Source organism: Segatella copri, from assembly GCF_002224675.1.
Taxonomy (GTDB): Bacteria; Bacteroidota; Bacteroidia; order Bacteroidales; family Bacteroidaceae; genus Prevotella; species Prevotella copri_U.
Genome location: NZ_NMPZ01000027.1, coordinates 34,249 through 49,390 on the forward strand (window position 1 = coordinate 34,249; position 15,142 = coordinate 49,390).

General features: G+C 43.9%; 16 protein-coding genes. 6 read left to right on the forward strand and 10 right to left on the reverse strand.

All coding sequences use genetic code 11. The annotated features are described in order from the left end of the window. Nucleotides 1–276 precede the first annotated feature (276 nt). Nucleotides 277–492 carry a DUF3791 domain-containing protein gene (locus CFT61_RS13585; RefSeq protein ID WP_089544961.1) on the reverse strand — a complete coding sequence of 72 codons (216 nt, stop codon included), beginning with the start codon at nucleotides 490–492 and terminating at the stop codon, nucleotides 277–279. Between the two features lie 159 nt (nucleotides 493–651). Here CFT61_RS13585 and CFT61_RS13590 point away from each other — a divergent pair, with 159 nt between their 5' ends. Next, complete coding sequence (locus CFT61_RS13590; RefSeq protein ID WP_089544947.1) at nucleotides 652–1,554, forward strand: hypothetical protein; 903 nt, start codon at nucleotides 652–654, stop codon at nucleotides 1,552–1,554. Between the two features lie 250 nt (nucleotides 1,555–1,804). On the opposite strand, the gene CFT61_RS13595 is transcribed toward CFT61_RS13590, so the two are convergent. The 8 genes from CFT61_RS13595 to CFT61_RS13625 all read right to left on the reverse strand — a co-directional run bounded on the left by CFT61_RS13595 (nucleotide 1,805) and on the right by CFT61_RS13625 (nucleotide 8,267). Next, nucleotides 1,805–2,311, reverse strand: coding sequence for an ADP-ribosylglycohydrolase family protein (locus CFT61_RS13595; RefSeq protein WP_089544948.1), 507 nt, complete (start codon nucleotides 2,309–2,311; stop codon nucleotides 1,805–1,807). A 6-nt stretch (nucleotides 2,312–2,317) separates the two neighbouring features. Beyond that, entirely contained in the window at nucleotides 2,318–2,533 is a 216-nt protein-coding gene (locus CFT61_RS16650) for a hypothetical protein (RefSeq protein ID WP_142990642.1), read from the reverse strand. A 5-nt stretch (nucleotides 2,534–2,538) separates the two neighbouring features. Continuing rightward, entirely contained in the window at nucleotides 2,539–3,366 is an 828-nt protein-coding gene (locus CFT61_RS17345) for an agmatine deiminase family protein (protein WP_254918984.1), read from the reverse strand. After that, nucleotides 3,363–4,049 (reverse strand): hypothetical protein, encoded by a 687-nt coding sequence (locus CFT61_RS17350; RefSeq protein ID WP_089544949.1) that lies wholly within the window; start codon nucleotides 4,047–4,049, stop codon nucleotides 3,363–3,365. Before CFT61_RS17350 ends, CFT61_RS17345 begins: the two co-directional genes overlap by 4 nt. A gap of 51 nt (nucleotides 4,050–4,100) precedes the next feature. Next, on the reverse strand, nucleotides 4,101–4,490 hold the full coding sequence (locus tag CFT61_RS17045; protein WP_119249637.1) for an A1S_2505 family phage non-structural protein: 390 nt from the start codon (nucleotides 4,488–4,490) through the stop codon (nucleotides 4,101–4,103). A gap of 1,024 nt (nucleotides 4,491–5,514) precedes the next feature. Beyond that, entirely contained in the window at nucleotides 5,515–6,675 is a 1,161-nt protein-coding gene (locus CFT61_RS13615; protein WP_254918985.1) for a DUF3810 domain-containing protein, read from the reverse strand. A gap of 354 nt (nucleotides 6,676–7,029) precedes the next feature. Beyond that, nucleotides 7,030–7,728 carry a M15 family metallopeptidase gene (locus CFT61_RS13620; protein ID WP_089544951.1) on the reverse strand — a complete coding sequence of 233 codons (699 nt, stop codon included), beginning with the start codon at nucleotides 7,726–7,728 and terminating at the stop codon, nucleotides 7,030–7,032. 44 nt (nucleotides 7,729–7,772) lie between these two features. Next, nucleotides 7,773–8,267, reverse strand: coding sequence for an Lrp/AsnC family transcriptional regulator (locus CFT61_RS13625; protein ID WP_089544952.1), 495 nt, complete (start codon nucleotides 8,265–8,267; stop codon nucleotides 7,773–7,775). Nucleotides 8,268–8,515: 248 nt separating this feature from the next. On the opposite strand from CFT61_RS13625, the gene CFT61_RS13630 reads away from it, so the two are divergent. After that, entirely contained in the window at nucleotides 8,516–9,670 is a 1,155-nt protein-coding gene (locus tag CFT61_RS13630; protein ID WP_089544953.1) for a 5-methyltetrahydropteroyltriglutamate--homocysteine S-methyltransferase, read from the forward strand. Here CFT61_RS13630 and CFT61_RS13635 read toward each other — a convergent pair. After that, nucleotides 9,615–11,216 carry a PepSY domain-containing protein gene (locus tag CFT61_RS13635; protein ID WP_089544954.1) on the reverse strand — a complete coding sequence of 534 codons (1,602 nt, stop codon included), beginning with the start codon at nucleotides 11,214–11,216 and terminating at the stop codon, nucleotides 9,615–9,617. The genes CFT61_RS13630 and CFT61_RS13635 overlap by 56 nt on opposite strands. A gap of 240 nt (nucleotides 11,217–11,456) precedes the next feature. On the opposite strand from CFT61_RS13635, the gene greA reads away from it, so the two are divergent. The 4 genes from greA to CFT61_RS13655 all read left to right on the forward strand — a co-directional run bounded on the left by greA (nucleotide 11,457) and on the right by CFT61_RS13655 (nucleotide 15,083). Further along, on the forward strand, nucleotides 11,457–11,921 hold the full coding sequence (greA, locus tag CFT61_RS13640; protein WP_089544955.1) for a transcription elongation factor GreA: 465 nt from the start codon (nucleotides 11,457–11,459) through the stop codon (nucleotides 11,919–11,921). 295 nt (nucleotides 11,922–12,216) lie between these two features. Continuing rightward, nucleotides 12,217–13,449, forward strand: coding sequence for a site-specific integrase (locus CFT61_RS13645; protein WP_089544956.1), 1,233 nt, complete (start codon nucleotides 12,217–12,219; stop codon nucleotides 13,447–13,449). A 63-nt stretch (nucleotides 13,450–13,512) separates the two neighbouring features. Next, the gene (locus CFT61_RS13650; protein ID WP_089544957.1) at nucleotides 13,513–14,724 is read left to right on the forward strand and encodes a site-specific integrase; all 1,212 of its coding nucleotides are present in this window, start codon (nucleotides 13,513–13,515) and stop codon (nucleotides 14,722–14,724) included. Beyond that, nucleotides 14,721–15,083, forward strand: coding sequence for a hypothetical protein (locus CFT61_RS13655; protein ID WP_077154748.1), 363 nt, complete (start codon nucleotides 14,721–14,723; stop codon nucleotides 15,081–15,083). The genes CFT61_RS13650 and CFT61_RS13655 overlap by 4 nt, the downstream gene beginning before the upstream one ends. Nucleotides 15,084–15,142 lie beyond the last annotated feature (59 nt).

Sequence of the window (15,142 nt, forward strand, 5' to 3'; positions counted from 1 at the left end):
TACATGTGAATCTATCGGCTTTTATAAATTTAACCTTTCTCAAAAAGGCGTCCTGACGTTTTGTGCCTGGATTCAGAAAGATGATTCATCGGAAATCTCAGAAGCACAGCAAGCCATTTGTATTTCACACTACACGGATAGAGGATAAAGTTGCAGTAAATCATTTAATTACACAGAATCTGTGTAGTGTGAAGTAGAAATGCGAAATTATGCCCTCTGCCTATTCCTGCGAAGCCTTGAATTTTGAAAGGAATATCCGTGACAAGGAGGTTGGGATTATTTCAATGCTCCTCGTTTCTTTAACAAGTTTATCAAATCGTCCATGATGTACTCCTTGCCGAAAGTATGGAGCACATCATAGCAGGGTATCATATAGCCATTTAAGATATCTGTTGACCGTAACATCTTATATACCTTACTGGCACTTATGTTCAGTCGGTCGGCTAAGTTGCCAACGCAATAGGTTACGAAATCCAATTGATATTCTTGCATTTGCATAATTTTCTTTATTAATGTGGGGCAAAGTTAAGACTATTTTTCGAAAAAACAAATTATTTCTCTTTTCTTCTATACAAAATGAGAAAAATAAGCAGAAAAATAGGATTATTTTAAAACTTTTTGTATTTTTGCAGAAAAAATGGAGGTAGAGATATGAAGGTTTACCAAGATTCAAAGGGAAATATTAATGGATACTCTTGGAATATTTCAAACAAGTTTATTCAAACTGTTGTAATGGGTGGTTGCCTATTAAGATTAATGCTATTCCCTTTTGTGGGATTATATTTGATTTTCCATCCAAATGAAGGTGGAAAATATGCATTTTCTAGAAAATGGTATAACAAAATATTATGGACTTATTCTGTAATATTGCCTTTATCTGTAATATTTTATGGTATAAGATATGATGATATAACAAAGGCTGAATTGTTGCTTTTACTTGGGGTACATAGTATAATGCTCTTGGGTGCTTTTGGTGCTTTTATAGATGATGTCTTTTTGAACAATAACACAGTAAAAGAAAATAGTGCAAGCAAAAGTTATCACTATAATAAAAATAATGTAGATATGGTTGCTGAAATATCAAAAGAATTGGATTGTACGTTGCAATTCAAAGGGTTTAAAACCATTCGTGAATTAAAAGAGAGTTGTTCAGAAGTCCCTTCTTCTAATGGTGTGTACCTAGTGTTGAGGAGGAATAACCAACAACCGGTATTTAGTATTTCTAGTTTAGGAGGTTATGTGAAAGTTCCAAATGATTCTCCTTGTTATTCACTATCTTATTTACAAGAACAATATGTTAACGGAACCTGTATTTTGTATATAGGAAAATCAACGAATATGAGAAGTCGTTTGCGTTCATACATGAGGTTTGGTCAAGGAAAGCGAGCTTCGCATGGAGGAGGAAGGGCGATTTGGCAAATGACAGATGTTGATGATTTTGTGATTTGCTGGGCAGAGACTTTGGAAAATTCAAGGATGGTTGAGTGGCGAATGATTCAAGCGTTTAAATTGAGCCATGAGGGAAAACGGCCATTTGCTAATATGAGTGATTAGCTGAATTTCTTAATAAGAGATTTTTGAAAATGAAAGCATAGGTACAAGTACATTGAGCACTTATACCTATGTTTTTATTTATAATGTTGAGGGCTTTATTTATTGCGTTGGCTCTGAGCATGAATCTTTTCAATCTGCTCCAATTTTTGTTCTCTGGTATATGAATGGTTTAGCATTTCCTTAACCTCCTTAAGAGCATTTAATGTGTTTTGGCGATGAAAGTCGGTAAGAAAGTTTCGCTTGCGAACAACTATTTCTTGTATTTTTTATCTATTTTCTTTATTTCATTGTTGGCTTTAAATTGTTGATATATTCTTGTCATGTTCTTAGGGAGATAGTTCATAGCCTTGTCTTTCATATCTTGCGGAATACCGAATCGGGCTTCGGCGATGGAGCCGACGATGGCACCGATGGTATCGCTATCGCCGCCATGTGATATGGCTAGGCGGATGGCATCCTCGAAGAATGAGGCTTGCGAGAGGAGATAGAAAGATAATGGCACGGCATCCATGCAGGTTTCATCGAACTTGCCTTTCGGATAATCTCGGGTATCGAAATCCTCGTAATAGCTGCGGCACCAATCCAGCAGGCTTTCCTGATAGCTTCGTCCGTTCAGTATCGCATCGGCTACCGTTACCGTACAGATGGTATCATCGGTGAAGTCGCATCCCTCGCCGAACATCCCGAAATCATAATCAAACGTATTGTTGAACTCATATTTTGAGCCAGCAATATCTCCTATCATATCTCCTAACATAAGCTGCTAATAATCTAAATCTAATTCAGTCATGTAGTAATAGCAGAGCTGATAATACTTATTTCCAAACTCGACGACATCCATTTCTCCCATAAATATCACTTCTTCTCTTGTGAATCCTTTAAAGAATCCATTCTTGATAGCCTCTTCCTCGTTTTCAAAACGATTCATGAGTTCCCAGAATCGCTTTTGCTCTTCTTCTGTGTGATGTATAAATGCCATGATAATTATTTTTTGATATTCCAAGTTATACAATTCAAGGCTCCGCCTTGTTTAATGATCTCTTCACTATCCAACTGGTAGATATTACATGATGGATAGTATGTTTTTATTTGCTCCATAGCTTGCTCATCCTCTTCTATGTTGATAGCTGGCAGAACGATGTTGTTGCCAACTTGCAGGAAGTTGATGTATGCCCAATTTCGCTTATCTGCTCGCTGCACATGATAATGTAGCTTCTCTATCCGAAAACGGGTGGCAAACCGTCGCTCGAATTCTTCTGCAAGTTCCTGGTCGTAATCAGCATAGTTGGTCATTAGAAGATGTGACTCGTCTATTGGTTTCACTATTCCATCAGCATGCCCATATTTCTCATATTTATCCCATGGAAGCATGATGAGTTCACAATGAAATAGATGCTCCAACTCATTCAATACTTCTGCTTGCGGATATTGAGCGTTTTCATGAAAAACTTTCTCTGTCATGATGATACAATCATGGGCTTTTACCACATTCCCGCCATCTATTATCAAATCGGTGGCTTGGATATTGGGTAGTTTCAAAGCATTGCACACGCTCTTTGTATCCGTGATATATTGCTTGTCTGATTCTTTCTTTGTGAGATAATCGGGATAATACCGATATTGCAGGAAATCCTCTTCGGCTAGTTGAATCGGCATGTAGTCACGACACCAGATATCGGCTGTGTTTGATAACAGAGCCATATTGATGTGGACATTCTTCAGTAACTCCGAAAAACGGCTGAAGAATGCGGGATGAACCTTTGGAAGCCATTCTGAAACGAATACCTGATTCGTATCTCTATCTGCTATCATACCTGTATCTTTTTAAATTGCCATGGCCGTGGGTCTTGGATATGCTTCATGTCTTTTATCAGGGTGAACCCTTTGTCGAGAAGTTCCTGATGCTCTTTTGCTTGCATCTTCTGTCCGTTTTCATCATATTTCGCCACGTTCTTGCGCACATCAGCTTCTACCTCTGCCTTTTCTTCTCCATCAACCCATTTGATGGAGAAGCCATCGAAGATGGAGGCTTGCGAATAAAGCATATCATATAATAAGGTGGAACGACTGTCGGGTGGATTTCCATCTACCGAAAACTCACGTATCAGCAGGGATGCCCTGATGGCATCTTCGGGATGGGTGCCCTTCTCGAACGTGATGTCGATTCCTGAAACATGGTTGTGCAGGATGCCCAACTTGAAGATGCTCTTGGGAGAACCATTCTTGGGGTTGCGATGATATACGATGGGGTCTTTGATGCCACCCTCGGCCTCTTCGTGATAGTAGAACTCCACACACGTGGGTTGTACTGTTACCTGTTGGATACCAGTACTTACCAGGAAGTGACCGGCTAAAGCTATCTGAGCGATTTCCTTGAATTCAGAAGGGATGAATGGGGTGCCCTGATTTCCGAATGGGTGGTCTTCGTTCAGAATTTTTCTCCGTGTATCCTCACTCAAGGAAAATGATTCTAAAGTTTCTTTCAAGTTCTGCATGATCTTTTCCTTTTTCTTTCAAAACCTATATTTCACTCTTTCTTCAGAAAATTACTCTATCACCTCCCAGAAACTCTCCGGCAAGCTGATGTTCTTCATCTTCTTTGCGCTCTTGAACAATGGGGCGATGTCTTCGGCTTCGAAACCGGCGATGCCGCAACCTATTGGGGTCACCAGGAAATGTAGCTCGGGATGCTGATGGGCAAAGATAATGAATTCCTCCACGTATGGACGAATGGTTTCCACGCCGCCCTGCATTGTAGGGATGGCATAACTTTGGCCCTGCAAGCCTACACCCTTGCCCATGACGGCACCGAAATGCAGGCGGGCAATGCGGGCAGCACCACCACCATGCATGCCAGCCAGATTGCTGCCAAACACAAAAATCTCGTTCTCTTTTAATGAATCAATCCAGCTAGGAGTGATTCTTCCCTTCTTCATATCTTCCATATTATTCTTATTATTAAATATGTTATTGCCATTATCTGCCGCTTCCTCGCAGCACATGCATTCTGCCATCATTCTCGGCATAGAACTCATTCTCGGCATCGACATCTTCGGAGCACTTTCGATACATGTGTCTTCCTCTGCGAACGACAGATAGCTTCCGTATTCCGATGCATCAAAGTATCTCTTGAAATAAGGAATCACCACATCGTGCATCATCTTTTGGCAACGCTGGGTGACGGCTGAATGGGATATGCCCAACTGGGCGGCTACGTCCTTGCCCCTGAATCCCTCTATATAGAGCATCTTCAGGATGATGCTGTTCTTGCTGTCTCTGCCATAATAGAAATTGCCGATATCTTCTATCGTCTGGTAAAGATCGTGCTCAAACTGGTTGTCGGTCACGTCAAACTGCATCTTGCGGCTTTCCTGCCGTGCTTCGAAACTCTCGAAACGATGCTCCTTCACCACCTCCTTCAATTTATCCAGCAGCAGGAACCGGAAGCCGTTTACCATCCATGTTTTGAGCGACATGCTTGGCTTTCTATCTTCCAAAGGCTTGAAGTCGTGTTTGCAGAGATAGAGATAGTACTCGTGAGCCAGCGAGAAGAAATCCATGCCTGGCTTGTGCTGCAGGTCATATCGCTTGTCGTAGATGCAATAAGCCACCCGGCAGTAGCCGTAGTAATACTCCCTCACTATTCTGGCATTGGCATCCTTGAAGCCCTGCAGAATCTCATCATCCGATAAGCTTTCCAATGCCTTCTTATCCGATGGTTCTATCTTTTCTGAAAAATTCTTTTCTTTCTTCATATCGATATATCTTTTTGATATCCGCAATTCGATTGCAAATATATACTTTTTGCAAAAGAAATGGCAGGTTTTGCCCATTTTTTCTCTTCTACATTCTATTAAAAGAAGAAAATGATGCAAAAATTAAGCTGGTATCGAAAAAAAAAGCATCCCGCTTTTTTACTTTTCCCGTTTTGGATGGTTATATGATCGTACCATTCAAGTATTATTTCTTCTTTTCTTCCCAAGCCAGTATCAAGCCGACAACGCCCGAATAGCTCTTTCTGCCTTCCGCCACATGGTTGCCCTTGAGGTAGAAATCGAAGATGATATCCTGGGCGGCATCCAATGCCTTGCATCGCTTGCTGAGCCAGTAGCGGCGGTCGCTCTTTGCCAGTTGGATAATCTTGGGACGGATGTGTTTCAGGAATCTTTCACCCTCCTTTTCGCCGAGAATATCGAATACATTGTTCAGTACGTGGAAGAAAATGTGGTAATATCCGCTGAATCTCACCTGCTTATCTGCCGATGCCGTGCACACGATGTAACTGTAGAAATTCGCCTCACCCTCGTTGGCTACACCCAGAAAGTGAGCAAACTCGTGGGCGTAGGTGGCAGGATAATCGTGGGGAAGAATATCTCCATTAAGCGTGAACTCACAGAAGAAAGGCCCCATGCTTCCGGTAACGCCCGACATCGAACTGAGGGGTGTGAATACCATCGTCTTGGCATGAGGATGCTGGTTGAAAGGTGCATTGATACCCTCCTTATAACCTATTTTATTATATTCCTTCAGAACCGCATCCCGCACCCGATTTTTCAAACCGTCATCTACGATGCTATCAGAGAAAATGCTACTCCCAGCAATATCAGAAGAAATGCTTAAAGCGTTGAGACTGTCGGCATATTGATAGGCGAATGCCTTGAATTTAGCTTCGCTTACTTCCACCGGCTTCATTCCTGTTCTATCATAGATATTCGGCTGGGAGTAGTTCAATCCCCAGGCGATGTAGAACCAGGCATATACCCAAAGCAGGTATTCTGCCACTCTTCCGAAAACAATCTTCTTCTTGGGATAGCTGCCTTTCTTTGCTGCCAGGAAGAAGTATCGCCTGGCAAGCTTCTTTCTCAATCCTATTTCATAGATGGGATAGAAGATAACCCAGGCAATGCTGAGAGCGATGAAGATATCGCCTACGGCAAAAGAAAAAAATCCTGAGATGGGAGAAAGGAGTGTGCCGATAATCGGATAGATACGGGTGGTGTAGATGAATCCCCATAGAGGAATCATTTTGGCAAGAGTAACGAGGAGGAGCAGTACCAGCAATAACCAGTGGCGCCACTTTACCCGATTGAGTCGAAATGTATGCAGTATCTTCATATTCATTATTTCTTCATTCTAATTGTTCTTAATGTCGCCAAATATGGCTTTCTGATGCAAAAATACAAAAGTTTTCTGAATAGTTGACAGCATCGATTCATTTTTTTGCTATTTTTGCATATACAAAAGATAGAAACGAATTTATTAACTTAAAGTAATAGGAGGGGCTATCATGAAACAGACACAGGAAAAATTCGAGGCAATGAACCTTGAGTATGAGAACCTCTATAATGAGGAAGATGACCGCAGAGATTATAATTCTGTTTGGTACAGTTAGGTAATTGAGTGCAGTTAGACAATAAAGGGCTATGCTATTTGTTGCAGAATCTCAAGCAACAACAGCATAGCCTTCTTGTGTCCTTATTTCTCGAAGTGCTGGTAATCCTTGCTATGTTTCCAGTCGCCACCCCATCGGAACCCTTTCTCCTTGAAGAGCCGGTAGCATAAATCGCCCTTTCTGATCATGTAAGCATGGTGCTTGCTACGGTCGAGATAAGGTCGTGCCGTAGCTGGCTCTACCACTTCCTTGCCATTCTTCAAATGCTTATGATAGGGATTGTATAGGGTATTGATGTCAACGGCAAGTCCCTTGCCATGCTTCGAAACGGTCTTGGTATGTGAGATGAATCGGAAATTGAAGCTGGAGGAGTTGTTGTCCCTCATCGCCCTCTCGTCGTCGGCATCCCAGTAGTCGATAAGTCTCATTCGCTCTATCGGATATTTTGCCTTATATAGCTTTCTGAAGATATCGAGTACATCAGCGGCTATCGCCTTGTTCACCACCATTTCACCTACGATGTTTCTGCCTTTTTTATCCACATGCAGGCATCGCAGGTATCGCAATTCACTTCTTGCCACGGTGCAGTTTTTCTTATACGTTTTCCCCTGCATCAGGTGGAAAATATCATCAGGAATGGGGGATGTGGAGAAGAAATGCTTCTCTCCAAGTTTTCTGATGGTTTGCTCGCTGACGATTTCTCCCGGCTTCTGCGCCTTGGATGGAAGGCAGCAAAGCATGGGGAGAGCAAAGTATAGGATGATGATCTTTTTCCAAAACATAATTCTTTCTCCTTAATATTTATTCTCTTTCATTCTTTCTTGATTTAATTTCTCTTCTCCTTATTTTGATTCACAGGGATATAATGCGAATCCTTGATTTCGCCAATCACGATGATGCTGTGGAGACTTCCGATGCAGTCGATATTTCCCAGGGTATTGAGCATGAAGTCCTGATAATCCTTCATGTCCCGGGCATACACCTTGATCTGGAAATCGTAATCACCGGTGGTGTTGTAGCATTCCGTTATCTGGTCGATGGTTTGCACGGTGTCCATGAATTGCTGAATCAAATCGTGGGTGTGCTGCTTCAATCGGATATTACAGAGCACAATCACGTTGTGTCCCATCTTGTGATGATCCACTATCGCTCCATATCGCTGGATGTATCCCTCACGCTCCAGTCGCTTCTGTCGCTCGAAGGTGGGAGAAGGGGAGAGGTGTACTCTTGCGGCAAGTTCCTTCACGGTGAGTCGTGAGTTCTGCTGCAACAACTTGAGTATCTTGATATCGATTTCATCGAGATTTTCTTCTGTAGCCATTGTTCCTTTTCTTTCTGTTTTATAGTTTCTTTGTTTCTCCTTTTAGCGTTTCTTACAGAATAATATTCTACGAATTTGCCAAATTCGCTGCAAAGATAGCATATTTTTCTGAATTACGAAGAATATTTGGCAGATAAAATTCTTCTTCTTACCTTTGCACTCGCAATTCCGGATGCAAAGAGCCGTTCATCATCAGATAATGGCAAAGTAAGAGTCATTCATCATTAAAAAATATAGGAGATAAAATAATGAGCAACGTAAGAAATATACATTTTGAGGCAGTGGGCAGCTATTTGCGTCCTGCAGAGTTGAAAGAAGCAAGAGCCAAGTTTGCTGATGGCAAGATTTCAGCCACCGACCTTCGCAGCATCGAAGACCGTCTGATTACTGAGGTCATCAAGCAGCAGAAGGCGCATCATCTGCCTTATATCACCGATGGCGAGTTCCGCCGCAGCTATTGGCATCTCGACTTTATGTGGGGATTCAATGGCGTGGAGCATATCGAACTGGAGCATGGCTATCAGTTTCATGGCGAGGAGACAACCAAGGGTTCTATCCAACTGACCGGCAAGATTACCGGCGAGGATCATCCTTTTATCAAGGATTTCCTGTTTGTGAAGCAGTTTGAGGAGTTGGATGCCAAGGATGAGTATATCTTCGAGGCAAAGCAGACGGTTCCTGCTCCGGCTCAGTTCCTTGCAGAGTTGTTTCGTGGCAAGAATGCCGAGAACACCCGCAAGTTCTATCCTAATACCACCCAGCTGATAGAGGATATTGCCCAGGCTTATCGCACCTTCTTCCAAGAGATTTATGCAGCCGGTTGCCGCACCATCCAGCTGGATGATTGCACCTGGGGAATGATTGTGGATAGTGATTACTGGAAAGCAAAGGTGGGCAACGGCTTCACCCTTGAACAGGAAGCCCTGCAATATCTGAAGGTGAACAACCTTGCCATCGAAGGCAAACCAGAAGGATTGACTATCAACACCCACGTATGCCGTGGCAATTATCATTCCTGCTATGCCACCAAGGGTGCCTATGATGCCGTGGCTCCTTATCTTTTCGCTCATGAAGATGTAGATACCTTCTATCTGGAGTATGACGACGAGCGTTCGGGCGGTTTCGAACCATTGAAATATGTGGCAGATGGCAAGAAGGTGGTTCTGGGTTTGGTAACCTCTAAATCTCCTGTGTTGGAGGATAAGGCTACGGTCATCGCCAGAATCCACGAAGCTGCCAAATATATCCCTCTCAATCGTCTGAGCCTCAGTCCTCAATGCGGTTTCGCCTCTTGTGAAATCGGCAATAAACTGACCGATGCTGAGCAATGGGCAAAGATAGATTTGGTTAGAGAGATTTCCGAGGAAGTTTGGGGCTCTTCTTCTTTCTCCGATGCAGAATGATGTAGCCGGAAAGCAAAACCAGCGTAATCAACAAGCCGGAGATGAAGACGAAAAGGTCGGAAAGAGGCCCTAAGAATGGAGAATAGCATCTACCCACATGGAGTTCTAAAGCCACATTCCAAAGTGACATTGGGGTGGCTGAAAGCAACTCGGGGGTAGAGGTTGTTTTCCCGAAGCTCGCCCCTTTGCTATAATCGAAAATCACTTCTTTTCCTCCAAAGAAGTCCTTGGAATAACCGCTGACCAAAGAACTGGAAATCGGAATCATCGATTTTCCTTGGTTGACTTTCCCTGTGAAATAATCCACAATCAGATTCTTTTCCGGATTCCAACGGAACATGCCGCTGAATGATCCTATCAGCCAACCACCCTTGCCATCACTCTCGAAAACATTCACGCCCATCGGACTTATCTTTGGTGATTGCTTCTTATCCAATAAAACCGACTTCTGGCAGAAATGCTCATCTACTCGAAGAAAACCTTCTGAGGTAGAAATAAGCCAGTTGCCCTCTGCAGCATCCCATCGGATGGCGCGAAGTTTATCGTGCCAGACATTTCCATTCTTCACCTTTTCTGTAGTTTTGTTCATCGCCAGAGGTATCATCAAAGGTGGTCGGAGACACATTCCTGTTATCGCTAGCCAGAGCGTAAGGATGATGGTGGCATATCCCAGTTTGTTATGCCATTTGGCATTGAAAGCCATCTGCTTGCCAAGCTTCAGCATACTTTCTCTTGCCTGTAATCTCTTCTGTCGGCGGATACGGTAAGGAAGAATGAAAAGGATGATGCCCGTTATCGAAAGGATGATAAGTACGATGGCGATGGCATCCACCACCAATCTTCCGGCTAATCCGAAGAAAGCACCGCTATGCAGGTTCCAAACGGTCTTGAAAAGGGTAACTTCCGGAATAAAACCTTCCGGTTGACCGATGATTTTGCGGGTAACATTCGTCTTTTCGCTGATCGCATCCCTCTTTTCGTTGGCTGCATCCGTCTTCTTTCCGGATATTTCATAAACGGCAGAACGGGTCATGGCGATGATGCTTGTGCTGTCTTTGGTCAATGTAATGTCAGCGATACGCTCTTCATTATCTGCGAGCGGAAACATCTTCCATTCCTTTCCATCGAAGCGATATACATCCATCATGGCTGCGCACCAGATTTCTCCGTTTTTCGTCTGTACCATGTTGCGGATATTCCTGCCATCCACGTTCTTGGGTAATCCCTTGTTAAAGTCTTTCCAGCTTTTCATCTCTGCATCCGTAAGCCAGATGCCACCATAACCATACGCCAGGATGGAATCACTTGGAGTTTTGCTGATGCGGTGATTGATCTTGATAGAACCCTTGATGATGCCGTTGTTGAAATTCTTGATATGATAAGCCGATGGCATCAGACTTCTGCTTACTTCACAACCGGCGAATAGCTGGCGATGATTTAAAATGATACCTGATACGCAGAATACCAACATAAAGACAGACAGTACAAGTCCGAACCAACGATGGTATTTCTTCCATGTAAAACGTTTCTTCTTTTTTTCTCTCATTGTTGTTTTCTACTAAATATTGTTGTTTTCTTCTAAATGGGTTGCAAAGGTAAGAATATCTATCAACATCTGCAATACCCAAAAATAATGATTTAGGATGCCTCTGTTTTTTCTAATCTTTAGTTTCTTCACTTTTTCACTAAAAAAGTTTGGTGATTTCGTGATTTACTAGTAACTTTGCACCCCGAATAAAAAATCATCATTCATTAAGAACAATAAGAAACTAGAAAACAAGGAAAAATGGAATATATGTCTCAAGAAGGCTACGATGAGCTCGTGGCCGAACTTCAACACATGGTAAACGTAGAGTTGCCTGCCGTTCGTGATGCGATTGCTGAGGCTCGCGACAAGGGTGACCTCAGCGAGAATTTCGAGTATCATGCTGCCAAACGTGAGCAGGGCAAACTGTTGAGCCGCATCAGCTTCAAACAGAAGGTTTTGGAGAATGCCCGTGTCATCGACAAGTCTCGATTGAAGAGCGATACCGTTGGCTTGTTGAGCAAGATTAAGATTACCAATCTCGCCAACAAGTGCAGCATGAGTTATGTTATCGTAAATCCGCATGAGGCTGATTTGCATAGTGGAAAAATCTCTATCAAGTCGCCTATCGCCAAGGCCCTTCTGGGTAAGAAGGCAGGTGACGAGGTAATGGTTAAGGTACCAGCCGGCTTGCTCAAATTCCGCCTGGATAGCGTTGAGTTATAATGTTTAACATAAGGTTCTAAAGCAGCCAAAGGAGAATAAGAGAGGTTGGAACGTAAACAGTTGGGAATGAGCAGATTTGCACAAAGTTGCCAAATCGGCATAAAGCAAGCGAGTGAGGAATATTGAAGTAGTTCAGTTACTAAATCGTGAGCCACAGTTACCTATGCAAAACAGGTAACAATACGGAAAGGCGACTTTGTGCATCAACGGATTTTATTGCGCTGATTCTCAATGTTTTGCGTATCAAGGAACGCTTACAAAATGATTATATTTGCACACTCAAAATGTAAGCGTTATGAAAATCGAAAAATTCAAGGTGTTGCTCTACCTAAAAAAGAGCGGAATGGACAAGAATGGAAAAGCTCCCATCATGGGACGCATCACGGTGAACAGGACTATGGCGCAGTTCTCCTGCAAGTTGTCTTGCACTCCATCGCTTTGGAATCCTCGTGCCAGCCGATTGGAAGGCAAGAGCAAGGAAGCCGTGGAGACCAACAAGGACATCGAGCAGTTGTTGCTTTCCATCCAAAAGGCTTTCGATGTGCTTGTGGAAAAGAGAACGGACTTCGAGGCTAAGGATGTCAAGGAGGCCTTGCAGGGCAGCGTCAAGACACAGACCACCCTTCTCTCCTTCGTGGACGAGCATATCAGTGAACTCAGCACCCATGAGGGCATAGATATGTCGAAGAGCAGTGTCTGGACTTACAGAAAGATTCGCAAGAATCTCGCTGAGTTCATCGGGGAGAAGTATAGGTTGACTGATTTGGCTTTCGGACAGCTCACCGAGCCTTTCATCAGTGACTTTCACCATTACTTGCTTGACGAGAAAGGCTTTTCATCAGGAACCATCACCATCTATGTGTCGCTCTTCAAGAAGATGTGCCGCATTGCCTTTGAGCGAGGCTTGTGCAAGAACCTGCTGTTTGCCCATTATCGGGTTGGCACTCCAAAGGTTACGACACCCAAGGCTCTCAGCATGTCTGATTTCATAAAAATCCGTGATGTGGAACTGCCCGAAGACAAGCCGAGACTATCCGTTAGCCGTGACATGTTTCTTTTCGCCTGCTATGCAGGAACAGCCTTCATAGACACCGTTTCCATTACGAAAGCCAATGTCAAGGTGTTGGAGGATGGCGACAAATGGCTCATCTATAACCGCAAGAAGACAGGAACACTTGCCAGGGTGAAACTCCTGCCCGAGGCGTTGGAGCTGATGGCGAAATACGAGGACGAGGCAAGAGATACCCTTTTCCCATTGCTGAGCACGAATCGTGTTCGTATCGATCTCATCACCATCTGCAAGTTGGCGGAAACGAGCAAGACCTATTCCTACCATTCGGGACGACACTCGTTCGCCAGCCTCATTACGCTGGAGGCTGGTGTGCCGATGGAGACCATCTGCAAGATGCTCGGTCACAAGGATGTGAAGATGACGCAGCGATATGCGAGAGTAACCCAAAAGAAGCTGTTTGAGGACATGGACAAGTTCATCGCTGCAACCGAGAAGGACTTTATTCTCGCATTATGAACAAGGCTTTCAACTTTTCTTTTCACAGTTCAACTACATTATTATATTATAAGGACAACAACTATGAGCAGAAGTACATTTTCAATTTTGCCTTACATCAACAGACAGAAGGTGAAGGCAGACGGAACAGCCAACATACTTTGCCGCATCACCGTTGACGGCAAAAGTGCAGCCATTTCCACAGGCATATCCTGTACCCCACAGGAGTGGAACGCCAAGAAGGGAGAGGTACGGAACGCAAGGGACAACGGACGATTGGCAAGTTTCCTTGCTGAGGTCAAGGATAAATACAACTCACTTCTTTCCACCAACGGCATCATCACCGTGGAAATGCTGAAGGCAGTGTTGAAGGACAAGGACACGACAGGAAGGTTCTTGCTGAACTTTGGTGATACCATCGTGGAATGGTATCGAACCTCAAAAGCCAGACAAACCTTTCTGCACAAGCGAACATGGCAGAAGAACCTGAGAGCCTTTGTCCATTCGTTGGATAAGGACGACATCGCCTTTGAGGACATAGACGAGAATTTCGGGGAGGAATACAAGCTATTCCTGAAACGAGACCAGGGACGTATCGACAGCTACGTGAACCATTGCCTTCTCTGGCTGAACATGTTGATGTACAAGGCAGTGGACAGGAGCATTATCCGCTTCAATCCCATAGCCAAGATAGGGTATGAGAAGAAGGCAGCCCCGAAGATGACCCATATCAGCAAGGCAGACTTCATCAAGATGCTCTCTACCCCGATGGCTGACGAGCGAACGGAGCTTGCACGCAGATGTTTCATTTTTGCCTCGCTCACCTCCTTATCCTATATAGATGTAAAGAAACTGTACCCTCACCATATCAGTGAGAACTCCGAGGGTAGGAAGTTCATCCGCAAGGAAAGAGAGAAGACAGGCGTGGAGTTCTTCGTGCCACTCCATCCGATAGCCGAGAAGATTCTTTCGCTCTACAATACCACGGACGACAGCAAGCCTGTTTTTCCACTGGGTGAGAAGAAAGACATCTATCTTGATGTGCATACCCTTGGAATGGTGCTTGGCATAAGTAATAAGTTGGGATTCCACGCCAGCCGCCATACATTCGGAGTCTTGATGCTCAACGAGGACATTCCCATCGGCAGCATAGCCAAGATGATGGGACACGCAGACATTACAAGCACACAGGTCTATGCGCAGGTGACGGAGCAGAAGATTTCAAATGACATGGATAAGCTTATTGCCAAGCGAGAAAGGAACAGATTATCGAACGAAAAAACTATTGGAAAATGAACAGAGGAGTTATAACTATCAGCGAGAGCGGAACGGTATCCATGCCGACCGATACTGTATGGATGACCATGCAGGAGATTGCCGACATGTATAATGTATTCGGCTGCTATGTGCGCAAGGCAGTCAAGGCTGTATTCAAGGACGGCATCCTGAAAGAGCAGGGTGTACGCCGTCATGTCAGGAAGAACGACCGTATCAGCTATGATGTGTATAGCCTTGAACTCGTCATTGCGGTAGCCTTCCGTATTGACAGCATTGAGAGCAGAGCCTTTCGGGAGTTCATTATGCAGTCCGTCATCGGCAAGCAGACAAGCCGCACTAAACTGGTCTGTATTTTTACAGAGAATGCAATGGCATAGACCTGCCATAAAGCAACGTTCCTTGGAGGCTTTGCGCCTCCAGCCACTTGGGCGAACCA